The 21,281-nt window shown below is 71.3% G+C and carries 18 protein-coding genes; 6 read left to right on the top strand and 12 right to left on the bottom strand.

The annotated features are described in order from the left end of the window. Nucleotides 1-101: 101 nt before the first annotated feature. Nucleotides 102-926, bottom strand: coding sequence for an urease subunit gamma (gene ureA, locus AC6CKD_RS05085; protein WP_498325365.1), 825 nt, complete (start codon nt 924-926; stop codon nt 102-104). Between the two features lie 155 nt (nt 927-1,081). On the opposite strand from ureA, the gene AC6CKD_RS05080 reads away from it, so the two are divergent. Beyond that, nucleotides 1,082-2,506: a cytosine permease gene (locus AC6CKD_RS05080; RefSeq protein WP_498325363.1), complete on the top strand. Its 1,425-nt coding sequence runs from the start codon at nt 1,082-1,084 to the stop codon at nt 2,504-2,506. Between the two features lie 228 nt (nt 2,507-2,734). On the opposite strand, the gene AC6CKD_RS05075 is transcribed toward AC6CKD_RS05080, so the two are convergent. The 4 genes from AC6CKD_RS05075 to AC6CKD_RS05060 form a co-directional block, all read right to left on the bottom strand. Beyond that, complete coding sequence (locus AC6CKD_RS05075; protein ID WP_498325362.1) at nt 2,735-3,823, bottom strand: branched-chain amino acid aminotransferase; 1,089 nt, start codon at nt 3,821-3,823, stop codon at nt 2,735-2,737. Between the two features lie 232 nt (nt 3,824-4,055). Beyond that, nucleotides 4,056-5,096, bottom strand: coding sequence for a 3-isopropylmalate dehydrogenase (locus AC6CKD_RS05070; RefSeq protein WP_250742445.1), 1,041 nt, complete (start codon nt 5,094-5,096; stop codon nt 4,056-4,058). 92 nt (nt 5,097-5,188) lie between these two features. Next, entirely contained in the window at nt 5,189-5,326 is a 138-nt protein-coding gene (locus tag AC6CKD_RS05065) for a hypothetical protein (RefSeq protein ID WP_498325360.1), read from the bottom strand. A 259-nt stretch (nt 5,327-5,585) separates the two neighbouring features. Further along, the gene (locus tag AC6CKD_RS05060) at nt 5,586-6,467 is read right to left on the bottom strand and encodes a LysR family transcriptional regulator (RefSeq protein ID WP_498325359.1); all 882 of its coding nucleotides are present in this window, start codon (nt 6,465-6,467) and stop codon (nt 5,586-5,588) included. 101 nt (nt 6,468-6,568) lie between these two features. On the opposite strand from AC6CKD_RS05060, the gene AC6CKD_RS05055 reads away from it, so the two are divergent. Both AC6CKD_RS05055 and AC6CKD_RS05050 read left to right on the top strand, forming a co-directional pair. Further along, complete coding sequence (locus AC6CKD_RS05055) at nt 6,569-7,591, top strand: NADP-dependent oxidoreductase (RefSeq protein WP_498325357.1); 1,023 nt, start codon at nt 6,569-6,571, stop codon at nt 7,589-7,591. A 119-nt stretch (nt 7,592-7,710) separates the two neighbouring features. Beyond that, complete coding sequence (locus AC6CKD_RS05050) at nt 7,711-9,741, top strand: phosphocholine-specific phospholipase C (protein ID WP_498325356.1); 2,031 nt, start codon at nt 7,711-7,713, stop codon at nt 9,739-9,741. 28 nt (nt 9,742-9,769) lie between these two features. On the opposite strand, the gene AC6CKD_RS05045 is transcribed toward AC6CKD_RS05050, so the two are convergent. Further along, the gene (locus tag AC6CKD_RS05045) at nt 9,770-10,348 is read right to left on the bottom strand and encodes a GNAT family N-acetyltransferase (protein WP_498325451.1); all 579 of its coding nucleotides are present in this window, start codon (nt 10,346-10,348) and stop codon (nt 9,770-9,772) included. Nucleotides 10,349-10,492: 144 nt separating this feature from the next. Between AC6CKD_RS05045 and AC6CKD_RS05040 the strand changes: the two genes are divergently transcribed. Continuing rightward, nucleotides 10,493-11,194, top strand: coding sequence for a nitroreductase family protein (locus tag AC6CKD_RS05040; protein WP_498325355.1), 702 nt, complete (start codon nt 10,493-10,495; stop codon nt 11,192-11,194). Nucleotides 11,195-11,271: 77 nt separating this feature from the next. Here the strand turns inward: AC6CKD_RS05040 and pruA are convergent, their stop codons facing one another. Further along, nucleotides 11,272-12,912: an L-glutamate gamma-semialdehyde dehydrogenase gene (pruA, locus tag AC6CKD_RS05035; RefSeq protein WP_498325353.1), complete on the bottom strand. Its 1,641-nt coding sequence runs from the start codon at nt 12,910-12,912 to the stop codon at nt 11,272-11,274. A gap of 33 nt (nt 12,913-12,945) precedes the next feature. Then, nucleotides 12,946-13,872, bottom strand: a complete 927-nt coding sequence (locus tag AC6CKD_RS05030; RefSeq protein WP_498325352.1) for a proline dehydrogenase family protein — start codon at nt 13,870-13,872, stop codon at nt 12,946-12,948. A gap of 202 nt (nt 13,873-14,074) precedes the next feature. Here AC6CKD_RS05030 and AC6CKD_RS05025 point away from each other — a divergent pair, with 202 nt between their 5' ends. After that, on the top strand, nt 14,075-15,415 hold the full coding sequence (locus tag AC6CKD_RS05025) for a PucR family transcriptional regulator (protein ID WP_498325351.1): 1,341 nt from the start codon (nt 14,075-14,077) through the stop codon (nt 15,413-15,415). 10 nt (nt 15,416-15,425) lie between these two features. Here the strand turns inward: AC6CKD_RS05025 and AC6CKD_RS05020 are convergent, their stop codons facing one another. Next, nucleotides 15,426-16,019, bottom strand: coding sequence for a TetR/AcrR family transcriptional regulator (locus AC6CKD_RS05020; protein WP_498325350.1), 594 nt, complete (start codon nt 16,017-16,019; stop codon nt 15,426-15,428). Between the two features lie 103 nt (nt 16,020-16,122). Between AC6CKD_RS05020 and AC6CKD_RS05015 the strand changes: the two genes are divergently transcribed. After that, nucleotides 16,123-17,673, top strand: coding sequence for an MFS transporter (locus tag AC6CKD_RS05015; protein WP_498325349.1), 1,551 nt, complete (start codon nt 16,123-16,125; stop codon nt 17,671-17,673). A gap of 67 nt (nt 17,674-17,740) precedes the next feature. Here AC6CKD_RS05015 and serA read toward each other — a convergent pair whose 3' ends face one another. The 3 genes from serA to ilvN all read right to left on the bottom strand — a co-directional run bounded on the left by serA (nt 17,741) and on the right by ilvN (nt 21,273). Next, a complete protein-coding gene (serA, locus tag AC6CKD_RS05010) occupies nt 17,741-19,330 on the bottom strand; it encodes a phosphoglycerate dehydrogenase (RefSeq protein ID WP_403712718.1) in 1,590 nt (529 codons plus the stop codon). A 275-nt stretch (nt 19,331-19,605) separates the two neighbouring features. After that, the gene (gene ilvC, locus AC6CKD_RS05005; RefSeq protein WP_243337812.1) at nt 19,606-20,607 is read right to left on the bottom strand and encodes a ketol-acid reductoisomerase; all 1,002 of its coding nucleotides are present in this window, start codon (nt 20,605-20,607) and stop codon (nt 19,606-19,608) included. Between the two features lie 141 nt (nt 20,608-20,748). After that, complete coding sequence (gene ilvN, locus AC6CKD_RS05000; RefSeq protein WP_053677671.1) at nt 20,749-21,273, bottom strand: acetolactate synthase small subunit; 525 nt, start codon at nt 21,271-21,273, stop codon at nt 20,749-20,751. Between the last annotated feature and the right edge of the window lie 8 nt (nt 21,274-21,281).

Below are 21,281 nucleotides of genomic sequence, written 5' to 3'. Positions count from 1 at the left end.
CCCGGCCCGGGGGCCGAAGACCGAGGCGTACTCGTGCGGGTCGATGTGCCGGCTGCCGGGCGCGCAGTGCGCGCTGTGGTCCGTGTGGGGTGTCTGCCGGCTCATGCGGTCGTCCCTTCCGGGCGGTCGTTGGCGTCGGGGGCGGCGGCTCCGCCTCGCGGGACGGGACCGGAGCCCTGGGCCCGGGCGGCGTCCGGCAGGCCCGCGCCGGTGGCGCCGGCGGCGGCGGACGCGCCGGACGCGCCGGTCGCGCCGAGATAGCCGCAGGCCTCGGCTCGGGTCAGTGCCAGCTCCTTGGCTCCGGGAGCGTCCAGCGGGCCGTCGACCAGTCCCGCGAAGCCGATGGCGATGCGTGCGCCCCCGATCGGGACCAGGGCGACCTCGGCCTCGCCGCCGGGGTCGAAGCGGACCGAGGAGCCCGCCGGCACGCACAGCCGCATGCCGTACGCCGCCGCGCGGTCGAAGTCGAGGCGCGGGTTGGCCTCGAAGAAGTGGAAGTGGGAGGTGACGCTGACCGGCACCGGGGCGGTGTTGCGCACGCGCAGGTGGACCGCGGGCTCCGGCTGGGGGGCTCCCGGGCCGGGTACGACCGCGCCCGGGGCGTCCTCGCCCAGGCCGACGGCGCCCCGGATCGGGGACGAGACCACGGCGAGGCGGGATCCGTCGTCGAAGACGGCCTCCACGTGCACCTCGGTGACCACGTCGCTGACGCCGGGCAGCACATCGGCGGCGCCCAGCACGGAACGGGCCTCCTCGATGGCCTCCGCCAGCCGCTTGCCGTCGCGCGCGGCCTCGCAGACCGTGTCCGCGATGAGCGCGGTGGCCTCCGGGACGTTGAGTTTGAGTCCGCGGGCCCGTCGGGCCCTGGCCAGTTCCGCAGCGCTGCGGAGAAGCAGCCGGTCGCGCTCCGTAGGGGTCAGCCGCACGCCGATCCACCACCCTTTGAGTCGATGGGTTAGAGCATCACTCTAACTCTTCATTTCCTCGCAATGAAGCATTGACCTGAGACCAGGGCTTAGGTCACATTGAGTGTCGCTCAAACAGTGCATTGCCACCCCCCGCCCTGCCAAGGGAGTCCCCCATGCCCATCGAACAGCGCGGAGTCGACACCATCCCGGAGGAGGAACGGACGAGCGGTCCCCGTGACCTGATCTCGATCCTCCTCGGCTCCAACCTCTGCCTCGGTGTGATCGTCTTCGGCTGGCTGCCCCCGTCCTTCGGACTGGGTCTGTGGCCGTCGGTCACCGCCATCGTGACCGGCACCCTCGTCGGCATCGCCTTCACCGCGCCGCTGGCGCTCGTCTCCCTGCGCACGGGGACCAACCTCTCCACCTCCAGCGGTGCCCAGTTCGGCGTCCGCGGCCGGCTCGTGGGCTCCGTGGTCGGGCTGCTGCTCTCGCTCGGCTACACCGCGCTGACCCTGTGGATAGGCGGCGACGTGATGGTCGGCGCCCTGTCCCGGCTCACCGGGCTGCCGGACAGCGGTCTCTCCCGGGCGGTGATGTACGGCGTGCTCGCCGCGTGCACCGTCGTCGCGGCCGTCTTCGGCTACCGGCTGCTCCTGCGCATGAGCAAGGTGCTCTCCATCGGCATGGTGCTGCTGCTGGCCGTCGGCGTGTTCGCCTACGCACCCGACTTCACGACCGCCGCCCCGCCCGACACCGCGTACCTGCTCGGCTCCTTCTGGCCGACCTGGCTGCTCGCCGCCGTCGCCGCCGGGCTCAGCGGGCCCGTCGCCTTCATCACCCTGCTCGGCGACTACACCCGCTACGTCTCCCCGCGCCGGCACGGCTCCCGCAAGGTGCTCTGGTCCACCGGGCTCGGCCTGCTCGTCGGGCTGCTGATCCCGCAGCTCTTCGGCACCTACACCGCGCTCGCCGCCCGGGCGGGCGCCGAGTACGCCGGTCCGCTGGTCGACGCCGCGCCGTTCTGGTACCTGGTCCCGCTGCTGGTCGCCGCGGCGGCCGGATCGATCGGCAACGCCGGGCTGATGCTGTACTCCATGGGCCTCGACCTCGACGCCATCGTCCCCCGGGCCACCCGCACCACGGCCACCGTGATCGCCGCCGCCGTGGCCACCGCGTTCGTGTTCGTCGGCTCCTTCTCGTGGGACGTCCAGGCCGCGATGACCTCGTTCGTCCTGCTGCTGACCGCGATCGGCACCCCGTGGGCCGTGATCACCCTCATCGGCTACGTCCGCTGCCGCGGCGGCTACGACGCCGAGGCCCTCCAGGTGTTCAACCGCCGCGCCAAGGGCGGGATCTACTGGTTCCACGGCGGCTGGAACATCCCGGCCACCCTCTCCTGGGCCGTCGGCGCGGGCGTCGGCCTGCTCGCCGTGACCACCCCGTTCTACGAGGGCCCGCTGCTGGCCCTGACCGGCGGGGTGGACTGCTCCTTCGTCCTCTCCGGCCTGACCGGCGGCCTCCTCTACGCGGCCCTGACCGCCCGCACGGCCCCCGCCCCGGCGCCGGCCGAAGCCGCCGAGGAGCCGGTCGCCGCGTAGACGCGCCCCGTACGTACGAAGGCCCGCGCCCCTCGGAACTCCGGGGCGCGGGCCTTCGTACGTACGGCGGCCGGCAACGCCACAACCCGGCCTGTCTGCGATCCGGCAATCCGGCGCCCCGAACAGCCGGACAGATCAAGCGAATTGCTCTGGATCGCCCTGTCGCAGCGGTCCCTCTGAACGACCCGCCCCGGCGGTCGGCCGGGGCGGGATCCGTCGGCCGCGCCTCTAGCCGAGCGGGTGCATCCAGCCGTGGGTGTCCGCCTTGTGGCCGGTCTGGAGGTCCAGGAGGGCCTTGCGGAGCTTCATGGTGACCTCGCCGGGCTCACCGTCGCCCTGGGTCCAGTTGGCGCGCTCCGACTTGACGGAGCCGACGGGGGTGATCACGGCGGCGGTGCCGCAGGCGAAGACCTCGGTCAGGGTGCCGTTCTCGTTGTCGCGCTTCCAGTCCTCGGTGGTGATGCGACCCTCTTCGGCGGTGTAGCCGAGGTCGCGGGCGATGGTGAGGAGGGAGTCGCGGGTGATGCCGGGCAGGAGCGAACCGGTGAGCTCGGGGGTGACGATCCGGTCGCCGTACACGAAGTACAGGTTCATCCCGCCCATCTCCTCGATCCAGCGGTGCTCGACGGCGTCGAGCCAGACCACCTGGTCGCAGCCGTGCTCGGCGGCCTGGGCCTGCGCGACGAGCGAGGCCGCGTAGTTGCCGCCGGTCTTGGCGGCGCCGGTGCCGCCCTTGGCGGCGCGGACGTACTCCTCGGAGAGCCAGACGGAGACGGGCTTGACGCCCCCGGGGAAGTACGCGCCGGCGGGCGAGGCGATCACGATGAAGAGGAACTCGTTGGCCGGGCGGACGCCGAGGCCGACCTCGGTGGCGAACATGAAGGGCCGCAGGTAGAGCGAGGCCTCGCCGGAGTCCGGCACCCAGGCGCGGTCCTGCGTGATCAGCGCGTCACAGGCGGCGATGAACAGCTCGGCCGGCAGCTCCGGCATCGCCATCCGGCGGGCGGAGGACTGGAAGCGCTCGGCGTTGGCCTGCGGACGGAAGGTGGCGACGGTGCCGTCGGGCTGCTTGTAGGCCTTGAGCCCCTCGAAGATCGTCTGCGCGTAGTGCAGGGTCATGTTCGCCGGGTCCATCGACAGCGGCGCGTACGGGACCAGCTCGGCGTCGTGCCAGCCGCGGCCCTCGGTCCACTTGATCGTCACCATGTGGTCGGTGAAGTGGCGGCCGAAGCCGGGGCTCACCAGGATCGCGTCGCGCTCCGCGGCGGACAGGGGGTTCGAGGAGGGCTTCAGCTCGATCGTGGGCGTCGTCGTCATGAGTGCTTGTCCTTCACCGGTTTTGTAGGGCGGACCGCGCTCACGGCGTACTAGGACGTCCGAGCTTCCCCGTATTCCACGGCCTCGCGTTCGATTATCGCGCGCGAGGGGGACTTCGGTGAAACGGGGTGAATGCGGCCCAGGGGAGATGGTGGCACCCGGGGCCGCACAGGAAAAGCCGCCGGGTGCGGTGGTCGCGACCCGGCGGCTTCCTTGAGGTGGGGCTGCCGGGTCAGCCGGCTACTCGCGCGGCGAGGGCGTCGCCGATGGCGTCGGTGGAGCGGAAGGTGCCGTCGCGCTCGGCCAGGTCGGCGGAGACCGCGTCCTCGATGCGGGCGGCCTGGGCCTCGTAGCCCAGGTGGCGCAGCAGGAGGGCGACCGAGAGGATCGTCGCGGTCGGGTCGGCCTTGCCGGTGCCGGCGATGTCCGGGGCCGAGCCGTGGACGGGCTCGAACATGGACGGGAAGGCGCCGGTCGGGTTGATGTTGCCGGAGGCGGCCAGGCCGATTCCGCCGGTCACGGCGGCGGCCAGGTCGGTGAGGATGTCACCGAAGAGGTTGTCCGTGACGATGACGTCGAAGCGCTCGGGCTGCGTGACGAAGAAGATCGTCGCGGCGTCGACGTGCAGGTAGTCGGTGGTGACCTCGGGGTACTCCTGGCCGACCTTGTCGAAGATGTTCTTCCACAGGTGACCGGCGTAGACGAGGACGTTGTTCTTGTGGACCAGCGTCAGCTTCTTGCGCGGGCGGCCGTTGGCGCGCTCGTACGCGTCACGGACCACGCGCTCGACGCCGTACGCCGTGTTCAGGCTGACCTCGGTGGCCACCTCGGCCGGGGTGCCGGTGCGCAGGCTGCCGCCGTTGCCGGTGTACGGGCCTTCGGTGCCCTCGCGGACCACGACGAAGTCGATCTCCGGACGGCCGGCGAGCGGGGTGGCCGTGTTGGGGAAGAGCTTCGACGGGCGCAGGTTGATGAAGTGGTCGAAGGCGAAGCGGAGCTTCAGCAGCAGACCGCGCTCCAGGACGCCCGACGGGACCGACGGGTCGCCGATGGCGCCCAGCAGGATCGCGTCGTGGTGCTTGAGGGCCTCGAGCTCCGCGTCCGGGAGGGTCTCACCGGTGCGGTGCCAGCGCTGGGCGCCGAGGTCGTATTCCTTGGTCTCCAGCTTCACATCCTGGGGCAGGACCGCGGTAAGGACCTTCAGGCCCTGAGCCACGACTTCCTGGCCGATGCCATCACCGGGGATCACTGCGAGATTGATGCTGGTCGACATGGTGGAACCGTACTCCTTGTCCCATCCCTCAGACATATCGCGTCCACGATGTGGACGCGATATGTCTCGGTCCGGGCTGGCTCAGCGGCAGGTCAGTGACCGGTCGAGCCGCCGTTGTCGCGGCGGTCCAGCGCGCGCTGGAGGGCGGCGGCGGCGTTCTTGCGGTCCGCGTCGGCGGCGGCGGAACGGCGGACGCGACGGGCGGTGGAGGGGGAGGAGGTGTGCGTCATGGTGATCGACTCCTTGAGATCACGGCGTGGCGGGGCCACGGATGAGGGGTTCCTTCAAGGCGCCGGAAGAGGCGGGGAGCGGTGCGCGGCAGGGGTTGCCTGCCATGGGGCGCGCGCTCTCGACCGCCATTCGCCGGATCGGCGAGACGTTCGGCTTCTACAACGTAGGCCAGCTCACGCTGTATGTCTCCGCAATTACTCGGACTTCCTACTATCTGAGACGCCGAACGCCCCCGAAGGCCCCTTCCGGGGATCCGGTTCAGCCACTTCCGGCACGGAGTTCCCTGATCAGAGCACGTACGGTGAGGGTGGCCGCGGATTCCGGTGTGGTGACGTACCCCACGCGCCTCACCGGCCCCTCCGGACCCAAACCGGTGACGTCGACGGCTCCGTCCACCTCCCGGAGCGACAGCTCGGGCATGATCGCCATACCGAGCCCCCGGCCGACCATGGTCAGCACCATCGCGTCGTCCTCCGCCTTGACGGTCGCCCGCGGGATCCAGTCCTGCGCCAGCCACCACGCGCGGGTGTGGGAACCGCAGTTCTCGTCCCAGTCCATCAGGGGCAGCGCCTTCGGGTCGGGATGCCCGGCCGGATGCACCAGGGCGTACGCCTCCTCCACGAGCACCCCGCTCAGCAGGCCGGACGGCAGGCCCTGCGAACCGCCCAGCGTCGCGATGCCGAGGTCCGCGCGGCCCGCGGCGACCTCCCCGGCCGTGCCGGCGCCGAGTTCGCGCACCACCCGGACCTCGGGGCGGACGCCGGGGTGCCGGGCGGTGAGCCGCTCCAGGGCGGGTGGCAGCAGGTGCAGGGCCGCGCTGCGGAACGCCGCGATCCGCAGGACGCCCGCCGGCGCCGCCGGATCCCCGGCCCGGCCCGCGCCGCGCGCCTCCGCGCCCATCACCTCGTAGAGCCGCAGGATCCGGCGGGCGTGGCCGACGGCCCGCTCCCCCGCCGGGGTGGGCGACGCGCCGGTCCGGCCGCGCTCGAAGAGCACCGCGCCGAGCTTGGCCTCGCTGCCGCGCACCGCGTGCGAGACGGCGGACTGGGTGAGGCCGAGGGCGGCGGCCGCGGCGGAGAACCCGCCGGTCTCGGCGACGGCGACCAGGATGCGCAGTTCCTGCGGGAGGAGCTCGGCCACGACCGCTCTCACCTCGTTCTATGAGCGTCATTCATGGATGTACGGCTTCCATGAACGCAACCCCCTGCCCGGCCCGCCGATTCCCTCCTAGCGTCCTCGCCATGACCACGAACACCGCCCGCGCCGTCCACCAGACCGCCCGCCCCACCGGCTTCCCCGCCGCCTCCGACTTCACCTACGTGGAGACCCCCGTCCCGGAGCCGCGCCCCGGCACCGCCCTGGTGGAGAACCTGCTGCTCTCCGTGGACCCGTACCACCGCGGGCTGATGGACGGCGGTGAGGGCGGCTTCGAGCTCGGCACCCCGCTGGAAGGCCGCTCGGTGGGCCGGGTCGTCGCCTCCCGCGATCCGGGCCTCGCGGAGGGAGACCTGGTCTTCCACCACGAGGGCTGGCGCACCCACGCCCTCGTCACCCGGGGCGTCGGCGGTACCCGCAAGCTGCCCGGCCACGAGGGGGTCCCGCTGGAGGCGTACCTCTCGATCCTCGGCGGCACCGGCCTGACCGCGTACGCCGCCCTGACCCGCACCGCGGGCCTGCGCGAGGGCGAGGACCTCTTCGTCTCGGCCGCGGCGGGCGGGGTCGGCACGGCCGTCGGCCGGATCGCCCGGCTGCTCGGCGCCCGCCGGATCATCGGCAGCGCGGGTTCGGCGGCGAAGGTCCGCCACCTCACCGGGGCCCTCGGCTTCGACGCCGCCTTCGACTACCACGACGGGCCGGTCGGCGAGCAGCTCGCGCAGGCCGCTGCTGCCACGGGGGGCGGCATCGACGTCTACGTGGACAACGTCGGCGGGGACCACCTGGAGGGCGCGATCGACGTGCTGCGCGAGTACGGCCGCATCGCCTGGGTCGGCGGGATCTCGATGTACAACGGCGACCGCTCGCCCGCCGCACCCCGCAACCTCTTCGACGTCGTACACAAGTCGCTGCGCCTCGAAGGCGTATTGGTTCGAAACCACACCAATCTGCAGGACGAGCTGGAGGAGTTCCTCGTCCCGCACCTGCGCAGTGGCCGAATCGGCACCGACACCACCGTTGTTCAGGGCTTCGATCACACGGTGGACGCCTTCCGGGGCATGCTCCGCGGAGAGAACCTGGGCAAAATGCTCGTCCGGATCGATGCCTGAATCAAGCCACCCGGATGTTCACCGATTTCCTACCGCACGGATGTAGACCTTTGGCGCGACTGCCGCCACTCTTGCCGTCAATGTGCCGGCGGGGCACTTGAGTGGGAGGCGAGCAGCCAGTGACACCTATCAGCCGCAGAGGGTTCGTGGGAATCGGCGCCGGGCTGATGGCGGGGGCGACCCTGCCCGCGATCGCGCCGACCTCGGCGGCCGCGGCCGCCGCGTCGGGCACGATCACCGACGTGGAGCACGTGGTGATCCTGATGCAGGAGAACCGCAGCTTCGACCACTACTTCGGCAAGCTGAAGGGCGTCCGCGGTTTCGGTGACCGCGCGGCCGGCAACATCCCGGGCGGCTGGGGCACGTTCAACCAGCCCAACTGGGGCGGCCGCCAGTACCCGTGGAAGCTCAGCTCCACCCCGCCGGCCGGCGGGGTCGACGGCGAGACCCTCGCCCAGTGCAGCGGCGACCTCCCGCACAGCTGGACCTCGCAGCACGCGGCCTGGAACAAGGGCCGGATGGACAACTTCGTCACCGGCGTCGGAAACACCCGCACCCTCGGGTACCTCGACCGCGGCGACATACCGTTCCACTACGGCCTCGCCGACAACTACACCATCTGCGACGCCTACTTCTGCTCCACTCTGAGCGCGACCGGCCCCAACCGCACCTTCCTGTGGAGCGGCAAGATCGACGCGGGCAGCAAGGACGGCGGCGAGGAGTCCGGGCTGACCTGGGAGACGTACGCGGAGGCCCTCCAGCGCGCCGGCGTGAGCTGGAAGGTCTACCAGAACGCCCAGGACAACTACGGGGACAACGGGCTCGCCTACTTCAAGAAGTTCACGGACGCCAAACCCGGCAACCCCCTGTGGGACCGCGGCATGGGATCCGTCCCCAAGGTCACCGGCTCCACCCCCGGCGACATCGCCGCCGCCATCCGCGCGGACGTCGTCGCCGGCACCCTCCCCCGGGTCTCCTGGGTCGTGGCGAACGAGGCCTTCTCCGAGCACCCGTACGCCCCGCCCGGCGACGGCGCGCACTTCGTCGACCTGGTCTACCGCGCGCTCTCGGCGAACCCGGAGGTCTTCGACTCCACCGTCCTCTTCCTCAACTACGACGAGAACGACGGCTTCTTCGACCACGTCCCGCCGCCGATCGCCCCGCCCGGCACCGCCGGCGAGTACATCGACGGCGTCCCGATCGGGCTCGGCTTCCGTGTCCCGATGATCGTGATGTCCCCGTGGACCCGAGGCGGCTGGGTGAGCTCCGAGGTCTTCGACCACACCTCCGTGCTGCGCTTCATGGAGACGTGGACGGCCTCGCTCGGCACCCCCGCCACCTGTCCGAACATCAGCGCCTGGCGCCGCAAGGTCACCGGCGACCTGACGGGCGTCTTCGACTTCGCGCACCCGGTCTACGGGGTTCCCTCGGGCCTCCCCTCCACGGCCGAGGTCATCGGCCAGGCGACGTGCGCGCCGATGCCCAACCCGCTGCCGCAGGACAACGCTCAGCCGGCGCAGGAGGCCGGGACGCGGCCCGCGCGCGCCCTTCCGTACCAGGTCAACGGGAACTTGGACCGCTTCGAGTTCGGGGCGGCCGGCAAGATCCTGGCGTGGTTCTCCATGACGAACGCGGGCGCCGAGGCGAAGCGGGCGGCGCACTTCTCGATCCACCCCCACCAGCACCGGGACACGGCCGCCTGGCAGTACACGGTGGACGCCGGCGCCACGTCGACGGACTACTTCAACATCGGCACGGGCAGCGGCTCCGGCAAGTACGACATCTCGATGTACGGGCCGAACCGCTTCCTGCGGCGGTTCATCGGCGACGCGTCGAAGGCGGGCAAGTCGATCGAGGTCGCTTCCCGCTTCGCGGTGGAGCCGGGCACCGGCAAGACGGCGCTCTACCTCAAGATGACGAACGCCTCGGCCTCGCCGGTCACCTTCACGATCCGCGCGAACGCCTACCGCACGGACGGCCCGTGGACGTACACGGTGCCGGCGAACTCCTCCCGCGAGGACCACTTCAACGCCGTCGCCTACCACAACGGCTGGTACGACTTCACGGTCCTCGCCGACTCCGACGGCACCTGGTCGCGCCGCTACACGGGCCACATCGAGTCGGGGGCCCCGAGCATCAGCGGCAGCTAGGCCGTCTCTTTCGGATCTTGCCTGGCCGCTACAGCACGTCCCCGTCCCTCCAGTCGAACCGGAGCGGCCCGGCGGCGGGATCGAGCAGCACCCCGCCGCCGGGCGGCGCCCACACGTACGTCGACCCCTCCTCCTCGGGCAGCCGCTCGGGGCCGCCAGGCCCGAGCACCCCGATCTCCCCGCCCCACACCCGCCAGCCGCGGCCCGCGTACAGCCGGGCCCCGTCGGCGGAGGCGCTGAGCGCCCCGAGCACGTAGGCCCGCCCCACAACGCCCTCGACCGCCTCCATCACCAGCCCGCCGAGCCCGCGCCGACGCCGGTCGGCCCGTACGGCCACGGCCTCCACGTACCCGGTGCGCAACGCCCGGCCCTGATGGAGCACCCGCCGCTGCACGACGCTCCCGTGCGCGACGAGCTCCCCGCCCTCGTACACCAGCACGTGCATCCCGCCCAGCGCGTGCTCGAAGTCGGCGTCCCCGAACTCCCCCTCGAAGGCCCCTTCGAGCATCTCCCGCACCCGCCGCAACTCCCCCGCGGCCAGCTGCGAGGTGTGCCGCAGCACCATTCCCCGTACGGCGTCCACGCCTGCGCGCCCGCCCTCACCCATGCCCTGGTCACCCATCCCGGGACCGTACCAAGCAGGGTCCCCCACCGCCGGTCTCCGCTATGCGGACATGAAATATCGCCCACCGGCCGGATTCGGCCGACGCGGCTCTGGCGGTCTGGACCATTGGCTCGGCAGACTCGCCCCATGTCACCCGATAACCAGCAGTGGACCCCGATCCACGGCCAGCCGTACCGTGCCGCCGCCTACCGGCCCGAGCGGATGCCGAGCCGCGAATCCCTAGCCCGCGCCGCCGAGTTGCGCACCCGGATGGACGAGCGAAGGACCGTACGCCACTTCTCCCCCGACCCGGTGCCCGAGCAGGTGGTCCGGGACGCCATCGCGTGCGCGGCGACCGCCCCCTCCGGGGCGCACCAGCAGCCGTGGACCTTCGTCCTGGTCAAGGACCCGGCGGTACGGGCGCAGATCCGCGCGGCCGCCGAGCAGGAGGAGCAGCTCTCCTACGACGGCCGGCTCGGCGAGGAGTGGCTGGCGGCCCTGCGCCCCATCGGCACGGACGCCGTGAAGACCCACCTCACCGACGCCCCGGCGCTGATCGTGGTCTTCCAGCAGCGCTACTGGCTCGGCGAGGACGGCACGAAGCACAAGCACTACTACGTCGACGAGTCGGTCGGCATCGCGGTCGGCATGCTCCTGTCCGCCCTCCACCTCTCCGGCCTGGCCGCCCTGATCCACACCCCGAGCCCGATGCGCTTCCTCTCCCAGGTCCTGAACCGCCCCGAGAACGAGAAGGCCTTCGCGGTGATCCCGGTCGGCTACCCGGCGGAGGACTGCGAGGTCCCGGACCTGATCCGCAAGTCCCTGGACCAGGTCATCGTCGAGGTCTAGGCGGACCGGACATGGAAACCGCCCCCGCTCCGGACTTGGGGGTACCGGAACGGGGGCGGGGTTCAGCGGGGCGGAGGTCAGCCCATGTGGGGGTAGCCGTACTCGGTCGGGGCGACCAGCGTCTCCTTGATGGAGCGGGTCGAGGTCCAGCGCATCAGGTTCGACGCCGCGCCGGCCTTGTCGTTGGTGCCCGAGGCGCGGCCGCCGCCGAAGGGCTGCTGGCCGACGACGGCGCCGGTCGACTTGTCGTTGATGTAGAAGTTGCCCGCCGCGAAGCGGAGCTTCTCCATCGCGTCGGCCGCCGCGTAGCGGTCCTGCGCGATGACGGCGCCGGTCAGGGCGTACGCCGAGACGGCCTCCATCTGCGCGAGCATCGCGTCGAATCCCTCGGCGGACTCGTCCTCGTAGACGTGGATCGCGAGGATGGGGCCGAAGTACTCGGTCGTGAAGACCTCGTTCTCGGGGTCGGTGCACGCGATGACGGTCGGGCGGACGAAGTAGCCCTCGGAGTCGTCGTACGTGCCGCCGGCGACGATCTCGCAGGTCGGGTCGGACTTCGCGCGGTCGATCGCGGCCTTGTTCTTCGCGAAGGAGCGCTCGTCGATGACGGCGCCGATGAAGTTCGTCAGGTCGCGGACGTCGCCCATCGTGATGCCGTCGACCTCGGCCGCGAAGGCCTCCTTGAAGCCGTCGTTCCAGATCGAGGCCGGGACGTAGGCGCGCGAGGACGCCGAGCACTTCTGGCCCTGGTACTCGAAGGAGCCGCGGGTCAGGGCGGTCTTCAGGATCGCGCGGTCCGCGGACGGGTGCGCGACGACGAAGTCCTTGCCGCCGGTCTCGCCGACCAGCCGCGGGTAGGACTTGTACGTCTCGATGTTGGTGCCGACCGTCTTCCACAGGTACTGGAAGGTCTTGGTCGAACCGGTGAAGTGGATGCCCGCCAGCTCGGGGTGGGTCAGCGCCACGTCGGAGACGGCGATGCCGTCGCCGGTCACGAGGTTGATGACGCCCTTCGGCAGGCCGGCCTCCTCCAGCAGCTCCATCAGGAGGACCGCGGAGTGGGTCTGCGTCGGGGACGGCTTCCACACGACCACGTTGCCCATCAGGGCCGGGGCGGTCGGCAGGTTGCCCGCGATGGCCGTGAAGTTGAACGGGGTGATCGCGTAGACGAAGCCCTCGAGCGGGCGGTGGTCGCTGCGGTTCCACACGCCGGCGGAGTTCGCGACCGGCTGCTCGGCCAGGATCTGGCGGGCGAAGTGGACGTTGAAGCGCCAGAAGTCGACGAGCTCGCACGGGGTGTCGATCTCGGCCTGCTGCGCGGTCTTCGACTGGCCGAGCATGGTGGACGCGGCCAGCTTCTCGCGCCACGGGCCGGACAGCAGCTCGGCGGCGCGCAGGATGATCGCGGCGCGGTCGTCGAAGGACATCGAGCGCCAGGCCGGGGCGGCGGCGAGGGCGGCGTCGACGGCCTCCTGGGCGTCGGCCCGGGTGGCGTTCGCGTAGGTGCCGATGACCGACTTGTGGTCGTGCGGCTGCACGACGTCGAAGCGCTCGCCGCCGCCCATCCGCTTGACGCCGTTGATCGTCATCGGGAGGTCGATCGGGTTCTCGGACAGCTGCTTCAGCTGCGTTTCGAGGCGCGCGCGCTCCGGGGTGCCGGGGGCGTACGAGTGGACCGGCTCGTTGACCGGCACGGGGACCTGGGTTACAGCGTCCATGATGCGGGGTGCTCCTTGAGCTAGTGGGAGGGCCTAGTTCTTGGTGATCATCGAGCGGAGGAAGAAGAGCAGGTTGGCCGGCTTCTCCGCGAGGCGCCGCATGAAGTAGCCGTACCAGTCGGTCCCGTACGCCGTGTAGACGCGCATCCGGTGGCCCTCGGCTGCCAGCCGCAGGTGCTCCTCGCTGCGGATGCCGTAGAGCATCTGGAACTCGTACTCGTCCAGCTTGCGGCCCGCCTTGCGGGCGAGCTCCTGGCCGATGGCGATCAGGCGCGGGTCGTGGGACCCGATCATCGGGTAGCCCTCGCCCTCCATCAGGATCTTCAGGATGCGGACGTACGCCTTGTCGATCTCGGCCTTGTCCAGGTACGCGACCTCGGCGGGCTCCTTGTAGGCGCCCTTCACGATGCGTACGCGGCTGCCGGCCGCGGCCAGGCGGCGGGCGTCGGCCTCGGTGCGGAACAGGTACGCCTGGATCACGCAGCCGGTCTGGGGGAACGTGCGGCGCAGCTCCTCGTGGATGGCGAACATCGAGTCGAGGGTGGTGTGGTCCTCGGCGTCCAGGGTGACGGTCGTGCCGATGGCGGCGGCGGCCTCGACGACCGGGCGGACGTTGGCGAGGGCCAGCTCGTGGCCGCCTTCCAGCGCCTGCCCGAACATGGACAGCTTCACCGACATCTCGACGGTCTCGCCGAGGCCCAGGTGGGCGAGCTGCTCGATGAGCTGGAGGTACGCGTCACGCGCGGCGTGAGACTGCTCCACGGTGGTGATGTCCTCGCCGACGACGTCGAGGGTCACCTCCAGGCCCTTGCCCGTCAGGTCCTCGACGATCGGGATGACCTGGTCGACCGTCTCACCGGGGATGAACCGGTTCACCACGGGCTTGGTCACCGGGGCGGCAGAGACGATTCGGCGCATCTTGTCGCTGCGCGAGGCGGCGAGGATCGCGGGACCCAGCACGGGGTACCTCCAACGGGTGGCGGGCAGAAGCCGACATTCGCCCCGCGCCGGGACGACGGAGGCCATAAGGAAAACGCAAGTAAAACCACCGTGAAACCTAGGGATCTCCCCGATCCTCTGCCATCGACAGCTGTCACGCATCCGTGGCCCGGATCTCATACATCTGTCTGAAGAGCGGGTGCGGGGGTGGGAGAATGTGCGGGTGAAAGGCGATTACCAGGACCTGGTGGACGAGATTTCGGCGCTGCTCGGCGCCCCGGCGACGCTGGAGAACCGGGACTTCCGCCTCATCGCCTTCGGCGCGCACGACAGCGAAGACGACCTCGCCATGGATCCCGTACGGACCCGCTCGATCCTGACCCGCCAGTCGACGGCGGCCGTCCGGTCCTGGTTCGAGGGCTTCGGCATCGCCCGCGCCACCGGACCGGTCAGGATCCCGGCGGCCCCGGACGCCGGCGTCTTCCGCGGCCGGATCTGCCTGCCGGTGCGGCACCGCGGGATCGTCCAGGGCTACGTGTGGCTCCTGGACCAAGAGCCCGGCCCCGACGCGGAGGCCCTGGCCGCCGCCATGGAGGTGGCCCAGCGGATCGGGCTGCTGCTCGCGGAGGAGGCCCGGGCGGGGGCCGACCTGTCCCGGGAGTTCCTCGCCGTGCTCACCGCCGGGCGCGGCTGGCAGCAGGACATGGCGGTGGCCGCCCTACGGGTGGCACTCGGTCCGGGCGGCGAAGGACCGCACGCCGCGGTCTGCGTGAGCCCGTGGTCCGGCGAGGCCCCGGCTTCGGTCCCGGGGGCGGCTGCCGTGTGCGTGGTGCCCTGGCGGGGGGCCGGCGACCAGGAGCCCCACCCGGGCGGCGGCCCGGCGGGGCAGTCCCTCGCGGTGCTGATCCGGCTGCGCGGCGCGGACCCGCTGGCTCCGGCGCTCACGGCGATCTCCCGCCTGATGCCCCGCACGGCCGGCGGGACGGCCCCCGCGGGCGGCCCGGCCGGCGGCGCGGGCCTCACCACGCCGAAGGCGGGCGGCACCGCCATGCCGAAGGCGGGCGGCCCCGCCGGACCGAAGGCGGGCGCCGCCGCCCGCACCGCGCCGAAGGCCGGCGGCAGTGCCGCCACTCCCGGGGCGGCCACCGGGGTGACCGCCGGGGTGTCCGACCCCGTGCGGGCGCTCACCGAACTGCCCGCCGCCTGGCAGCAGGCCACCGGCGCCGCCCGGGCCGCCGCCGCCGGGCCGCGGCTCGGCCCGGTCGCGCAGTGGTCCGCGATCGGGCCCTACCGCATGCTGGCGTCCGTCGCCGAGGACGCCCTGGACGACCCGGTGGCCCGCGCCCTGCGCGGCCCGGCCAATCCCGAACTGGCCCGGACCGCCGAAGTGTTCCTGGACTGCGCCGGCCAGGCGGGCCGCGCGGCGGCGGCCCTGGGAATCCACCGCCAGACCCTGTACTACCGCCTGTCCCGGGTGGAACAGCTGACCGGCCTCGACCTGGACGAGGGCGAGGACCGCCTGCTCCTCCACATGGCCCTCAAGGCCGCCCGCCTGCACGGCTGACGCTCCCCCACTAGGCCGTGTCCCGACCGGTTTTGGCCGCTGCCACCGCCTCCGCCGCCCGCCGCATCCCCTCGGTCAGTTCCGCCGGGGTCGCGGCCGACGCGGGGTCGAAGAGCCACTGGAGCATGAAACCGTTCAGCAGGGCCTGGTAGAAGGCACCGGAGGTCCGCAGGTCCTCCTCCGCCAGGTCCTCCTCGGGTACGCCGGTGAACATGGAGACCAGCCCCCTGCGCCCCTCCCCCTGCGAGGCGGCGAGCAGGGCACGCAGTTCCGGCAGCCGGTTCCGGGTCACCGCGACCTCCATGCCGGCCGCCCAGATCGGGCCGGACTCCTCGTGTCCGGCGTGGACGCCGTCCCACACCGAGCGGAAGCGCTCCAGCGAGCCGCCCTCGCCCTTCACCGCCCCCGTGAACTGGTCACCCCACTCCTGGACCACGGCCATGAACGCCTCCGTCATGAGGGCGTCCTTCGAGCCGTAGTGATAGCCGATCGAGGCCAGGTTCGCGCCCGAGGCCTTGACGATGTCGCGGGCGGTCGTGCCCACGAAACCCTTCTCGACCAGGCACTTCTTGGCGCCTTCCAGCAAGTCTTCGCGATGTCCCATGACTTCACGGTAGCCAAGACACCCGTCCAAGACAAACGTCCTACACAATCGTTCTATACAACCGTACTAGACAGACGTTTATGACGCTTGTACATTGCTGCTCATGACGAACCCCGCAGCACGTCTCGCCGGTCGCCGGGAATGGACCGCCCTCACCGTCCTCCTGCTCCCGCTGCTCCTGGTCTCGATGGACGTCTCCGTCCTCTACTTCGCCATCCCGGCCATCGCCCGGGAGCTGGACCCCAGCGCCACCCAGCAGCTCTGGATCTTCGACAGCTACGCCTTCGCCCTCTCGGGCCTGCTCATCACGATGGGTTCGCTCGGCGACCGGATCGGCCGCCGCAGGCTGCTGCTGGCCGGAGCGGCGGCCTTCGGACTCGCCTCCGTCGCCGCCGCCTACGCCTCCAGCGCCGAGATGCTCATCGCGGCCCGCGTCCTGCTCGGCATCGGCGGCGCGACCCTGATGCCGTCCACGCTCGCCCTCGTGCGCAACCTCTTCCAGGACAACCGGCAGCGCGGCAAGGCCATCGCGATCTGGTCCGGCGCCATGACCGGCGGCATCGCCCTCGGCTCGGTGCTCAGCGGGGTGATGCTGAACCACTTCTGGTGGGGCTCCGTCTTCCTGATCAACGTGCCCGCGATGCTGCTCCTGCTGGTCCTGGTCCCCGTACTGGTCCCCGAGTTCAAGGACCCGGCGCCCGGCCGCTTCGACCTGCTGAGCGTGCCGCTGTCGATGGCCGCCGTGCTCCCCGTGGTCTACGGGCTCAAGGAGATCGCCGCCGAGGGCTTCACCCCGTTCCACGCCGGCTGCCTCGCCGCCGGCCTGGCCTTCGGGTACCTCTTCGTCCGCCGCCAGCGCACCCGCGAGGACGCCATGGTCTCCCGGGCCCTCTTCCGGGGGCGCGGCTTCGGCGCCGGCGTCGGCCTGAACACCATCGCCGCCTTCGCCATGATGGGCTCCGCCTACTTCACCACCCAGTACCTGCAGTCGGTGCTCGGCATGGGCACCCTGGAAGCCGCCCTCTGGAGCCTGGCCCCCTCGGTCGCCATCGGCGCCGCCGCCCCCGTCAGCGCCGTCCTCGCCCAGAAGACCGACCGGGCCTACGTCATCTCGGGCGGCTTCGTCCTCGCCGCCGCCGGGTTCGCCCTGATCGGCTTCGTGGACACCGACTCGCTGTGGCTGTTGCTGACCGGCGCCGGGGTCCTGGCCTGCGGCATCGTCACGGTGATGTCCCTGGTCTCGGACATGGCACTCGGCTCCGCCCCCGCCGAGAAGGCCGGCTCGGCCGCCTCCCTGCTGGAGACCGGCCAGGAGTTCGGCGGGGCCCTCGGGATGGCCGTCCTGGGCAGCCTGGGCACGGCCGTCTACCGCTCCGACCTGGCCGGCTCCGAGCCCGCCGTGCGGGAGACCCTCGGCGGAGCCCTGGCCACCGCGCAGGAACTCGGCGGCGCGGCCGGAGGGCAGGTCCTGACCGCGGCCCGGGAGGCCTTCGTCCACGGAATGCAGTACGCGGCCTGGGGCGGTACGGTCCTGCTCCTCGCGGCGGCGGTGCTGGCCGCGGCCCTGCTCCGGGGCCGCGGAGCCCCGGCCCCGGGCCCGGCCCGCACGGAGCCGGCCCCGGCCGGTGAAGCACTCGCGCGCCGAGCGGCGTAGCGGGGCGGGCACACGAAAGGGCCCGGGGGTCTCCCCCGGGCCCTTCGCTCTGTCCTATGCCGCGGCGTCAGCCGAGGCTGACCGTACGGGCCGAGACGGCGCCGATCTCGGTGGCGATGTCCGCGAGGACGTTCACCGGGGCCTCGGCGTCGACCGTGAGGACCGCGAGGGCCTCGCCGCCCTCTTCGGCGCGGGCGACCTGCATGCCCGCGATGTTGAGGCCGGCCTCGCCGAGGATGCGGCCGACGGCGCCGACCACGCCCGGGCGGTCCGCGTAGCGCAGGACGATCATGTGCTCGGCGAGCGCCAGGTCCACGTCGTACTCGCCGATGCCGACGATCTTCTGCAGGTGCTTCGGGCCCACCAGCGTGCCGGAGACCGAGACCTCCTGGCCGTCCGACAGGGTGCCGCGGACGGTCACCACGTTGCGGTGGTCCGGGGACTCCGAGGAGGTGGTCAGACGGACCTCGACGCCGCGCTCCTGCGCGAAGAGCGGGGCGTTGACGTAGGACACCGTCTCGTCGACGACGTCCTCGAAGACACCCTTGAGCGCGGAGAGTTCGAGCACCTTGACGTCGTGCTGGGTGATCTCGCCGCAGACCTCGACGTCGAGGCGGACCGCGACCTCGCCCGCGAGGGCGGTGAAGATGCGGCCGAGCTTCTCGGCGAGCGGCAGGCCGGGGCGCACGTCCTCGGCGATGACGCCGCCCTGGACGTTGACCGCGTCGGGCACGAGCTCGCCGGCGAGCGCCAGGCGCACCGACTTGGCGACCGAGACGCCGGCCTTCTCCTGGGCCTCGTCCGTGGACGCGCCGAGGTGCGGGGTGCAGACGACCTGGTCGAGCTCGAACAGCGGGGAGTCCGTGCAGGGCTCCTTCGCGTACACGTCGAGGCCGGCGCCGGCGACGCGGCCCTCCTTGATGGCCGAGTACAGCGCGGCCTCGTCCACGATCCCGCCGCGGGCGGCGTTGACGATGCGGACGGACGGCTTGACCTTGTGCAGGGCCTCGTCCCCGATGAGACCGAGGGTCTCGGGGGTCTTGGGCAGGTGCACGGTGATGAAGTCGGCGACCTCGAGCAGCTCGTCGAGCGTCAGCATCTTGACGCCCATCTGGGCGGCGCGCGCGGGCTGGACGTAGGGGTCGTACGCGACGATCTTCATGCCGAAGGCCGACATGCGCTGGGCGACCAGGACGCCGATGCGGCCGAGGCCGACGACACCGAGGGTCTTCTCGCTGAGCTCGACGCCCGTGTACTTGTTCCGCTTCCACTCACCGTTCTTCAGAGCGGTGTTGGCCTGCGGGATGTTGCGGGCCGTCGCGACGAGCAGGCCGCAGGCCAGCTCGGCGGCGGTGACGATGTTGGAGGTCGGCGCGTTCACGACCATGACGCCGGCCTTGGTGGCGGACGAGACGTCGACGTTGTCGAGACCGACGCCGGCGCGGGCGACGACCTTCAGCTTCTTGGCGGCGGCGATGGCCTCGGCGTCGACCTTGGTCGCGGAGCGGACCAGGATCGCGTCGACGTCCACGATCGCGGGGAGCAGCTCCGCGCGGTCGGCACCGTTGCAGTGCCGGATCTCGAAGTCCGGGCCGAGCGCCTCGACAGTGGCGGGCGACAGCTCTTCGGCGATGAGTACGACAGGTTTCGAGCTCACGTGGGTCCTCACAAGTCCAGTGCGGACGGCCGTCCCGACGGCCGCAGGCGGTGGAGGGGGGTAGCCGCGTGGAAGACGCACGACACTGTGGGCCTGACGCGTTGTGTTGTGCAGTGTAGTGGCGGATCCGGAAGGGAACTCCGCCTGTACGGAAGGATCACCCGCACGAGATTGGCCGGGGTGGACAAGCGGTCCTCCAGGAGGCCCGCCGTCCGGGTGCCCGAGCCGGTGCCGCGGGGCCGGGACGCACCGTCCCGGTCCCGCGGCGAGGCGGATCAGCTCTCGTCGTTGTCGACCCAGCTCATCAGCTTGCGCAGCTTCTTGCCGGTGGTCTCGAGCAGGTGCGCCTCGTCGGCGCTCTTGTACTCGTTGTACTTCGGCAGACCGGCCTTGTACTCGGCCATCCAGGTGTTGGCGAACTCGCCGCTCTGGATCTCCGCGAGGACCTTCTTCATCTCGGCCTTGGTGGCGTCCGTGATGATGCGGGGACCGGTGATGTAGTCGCCCCACTCGGCGGTCTCGGAGACCGACCAGCGCATCTTCTCCAGGCCGCCCTCGTACATGAGGTCCACGATGAGCTTCAGCTCGTGCAGGCACTCGAAGTACGCGATCTCCGGCTGGTAGCCGGCCTCGGTCAGCGTCTCGAAACCGGCCTTCACCAGCGCCGAGGCACCACCACAGAGAACGGCCTGCTCACCGAACAGGTCGGTCTCGGTCTCCTCGGTGAACGTGGTCTTGATGACACCGGCGCGCGTGCCGCCGATGCCCGCCGCGTACGACAGCGCGAGCTGGAAGGCGGAGCCGGTGAAGTCCTGCTCGACGGCGGCGATGCAGGGCACGCCGCGGCCTTCCTCGTACTGACGGCGCACCAGGTGGCCCGGGCCCTTCGGCGCGACCAGGGCGACGTCCACGTTGGTGGGGGGCTTGATGAACCCGTACCGGACGTTGAAGCCGTGGCCGAAGAAGAGCGCGTCGCCCTCTTCCAGGTGCGACTCGATGGAGGCGGCGTAGATCTCGGCCTGGAGCGGGTCCGGGGTCAGGATCATGATGACGTTCGCCCAGGCCGCGGCCTCGGCGACGGGCAGGACCTTCAGGCCCTGCTCCTCGGCCTTCGCCTTGGACTTCGAGCCCTCGTGCAGGCCGACGACGACGTCGACGCCGGAGTCACGGAGCGACAGCGCGTGGGCGTGGCCCTGGCTGCCGTAACCGATGACCGCGACCTTGCGGCCCTGGATGATGGACAGGTCGGCGTCGTTCTCGTAGAACAGCTCGGCCACTGGGATATCTCCTTGGTGCGCTGGTGTTGCTCCCACCGTACGGCGGGGAACGGAATACGTGGTTCTCGGTCTCGCCATACGAGCGAGCGAGAAACGGACGGGCGGGGCGCGACCGGGCCGGCGTCACCGGCCCGGTCGTGCTCAGGCGCTGCGGTCGAGCGCGCGCAGGCTGCGGTCCGTGATGGACCGGCCGCCGCGCCCTATGGCGATCGTGCCGGACTGGACGAGCTCCTTGATGCCGAAGGGCTCCAGCATCTTGAGCATCGCGCCCAGCTTGTCGGTGCCGCCGGTGGCCTCGATGGTGACGGCCTCCGGGGAGACGTCGACGGTCTTGGCGCGGAACAGCTGGACGATCTCGACGATCTGCGAGCGCGTTTCGTTGTCGGCGCGGACCTTCACCAGAACGAGTTCGCGCTCGATGGCGTTGTGCTGTTCCAGCTCGACGATCTTGAGCACGTTGACCAGCTTGTTGAGCTGCTTGGTCACCTGCTCCAGCGGGAGGTCCTCGACGTTCACGACGATGGTGATGCGCGAGATGTCGGGGTGCTCGGTGACACCGACCGCGAGGGAGTCGATGTTGAACCCGCGGCGGGAGAACAGCGCGGCGATCCGGGCGAGGATGCCGGGCGTGTTCTCGACCAGGACGGAGAGCGTGTGCTTGGACATGTGAGTCG

The sequence above is a fragment of the Streptomyces sp. GQ60 genome, assembly GCF_059758875.1.
Note: the sequence above shows the minus strand (reverse complement) of the source record. Positions and strands in the feature narration are given on the sequence as shown.

Excerpts from the sequence above, each read along its gene's own strand:
- AC6CKD_RS05070 (WP_250742445.1), bottom strand. The coding sequence starts at position 5,096 with ATGTCGACCAGCATCAATCTCGCAGTGATCCCCGGTGATGGCATCGGC.
- AC6CKD_RS05045 (WP_498325451.1), bottom strand. The coding sequence starts at position 10,348 with ATGGGTGAGGGCGGGCGCGCAGGCGTGGACGCCGTACGGGGAATGGTG.
- AC6CKD_RS05020 (WP_498325350.1), bottom strand. The coding sequence starts at position 16,019 with ATGGGACATCGCGAAGACTTGCTGGAAGGCGCCAAGAAGTGCCTGGTC.
- ilvN (WP_053677671.1), bottom strand. The coding sequence starts at position 21,273 with ATGTCCAAGCACACGCTCTCCGTCCTGGTCGAGAACACGCCCGGCATC.
- AC6CKD_RS05075 (WP_498325362.1), bottom strand. The coding sequence starts at position 3,823 with ATGACGACGACGCCCACGATCGAGCTGAAGCCCTCCTCGAACCCCCTG.
- AC6CKD_RS05040 (WP_498325355.1), top strand. The coding sequence starts at position 10,493 with ATGTCACCCGATAACCAGCAGTGGACCCCGATCCACGGCCAGCCGTAC.
- AC6CKD_RS05080 (WP_498325363.1), top strand. The coding sequence starts at position 1,082 with ATGCCCATCGAACAGCGCGGAGTCGACACCATCCCGGAGGAGGAACGG.
- AC6CKD_RS05065 (WP_498325360.1), bottom strand. The coding sequence starts at position 5,326 with ATGACGCACACCTCCTCCCCCTCCACCGCCCGTCGCGTCCGCCGTTCC.
- pruA (WP_498325353.1), bottom strand. The coding sequence starts at position 12,912 with ATGGACGCTGTAACCCAGGTCCCCGTGCCGGTCAACGAGCCGGTCCAC.
- AC6CKD_RS05015 (WP_498325349.1), top strand. The coding sequence starts at position 16,123 with ATGACGAACCCCGCAGCACGTCTCGCCGGTCGCCGGGAATGGACCGCC.
- AC6CKD_RS05055 (WP_498325357.1), top strand. The coding sequence starts at position 6,569 with ATGACCACGAACACCGCCCGCGCCGTCCACCAGACCGCCCGCCCCACC.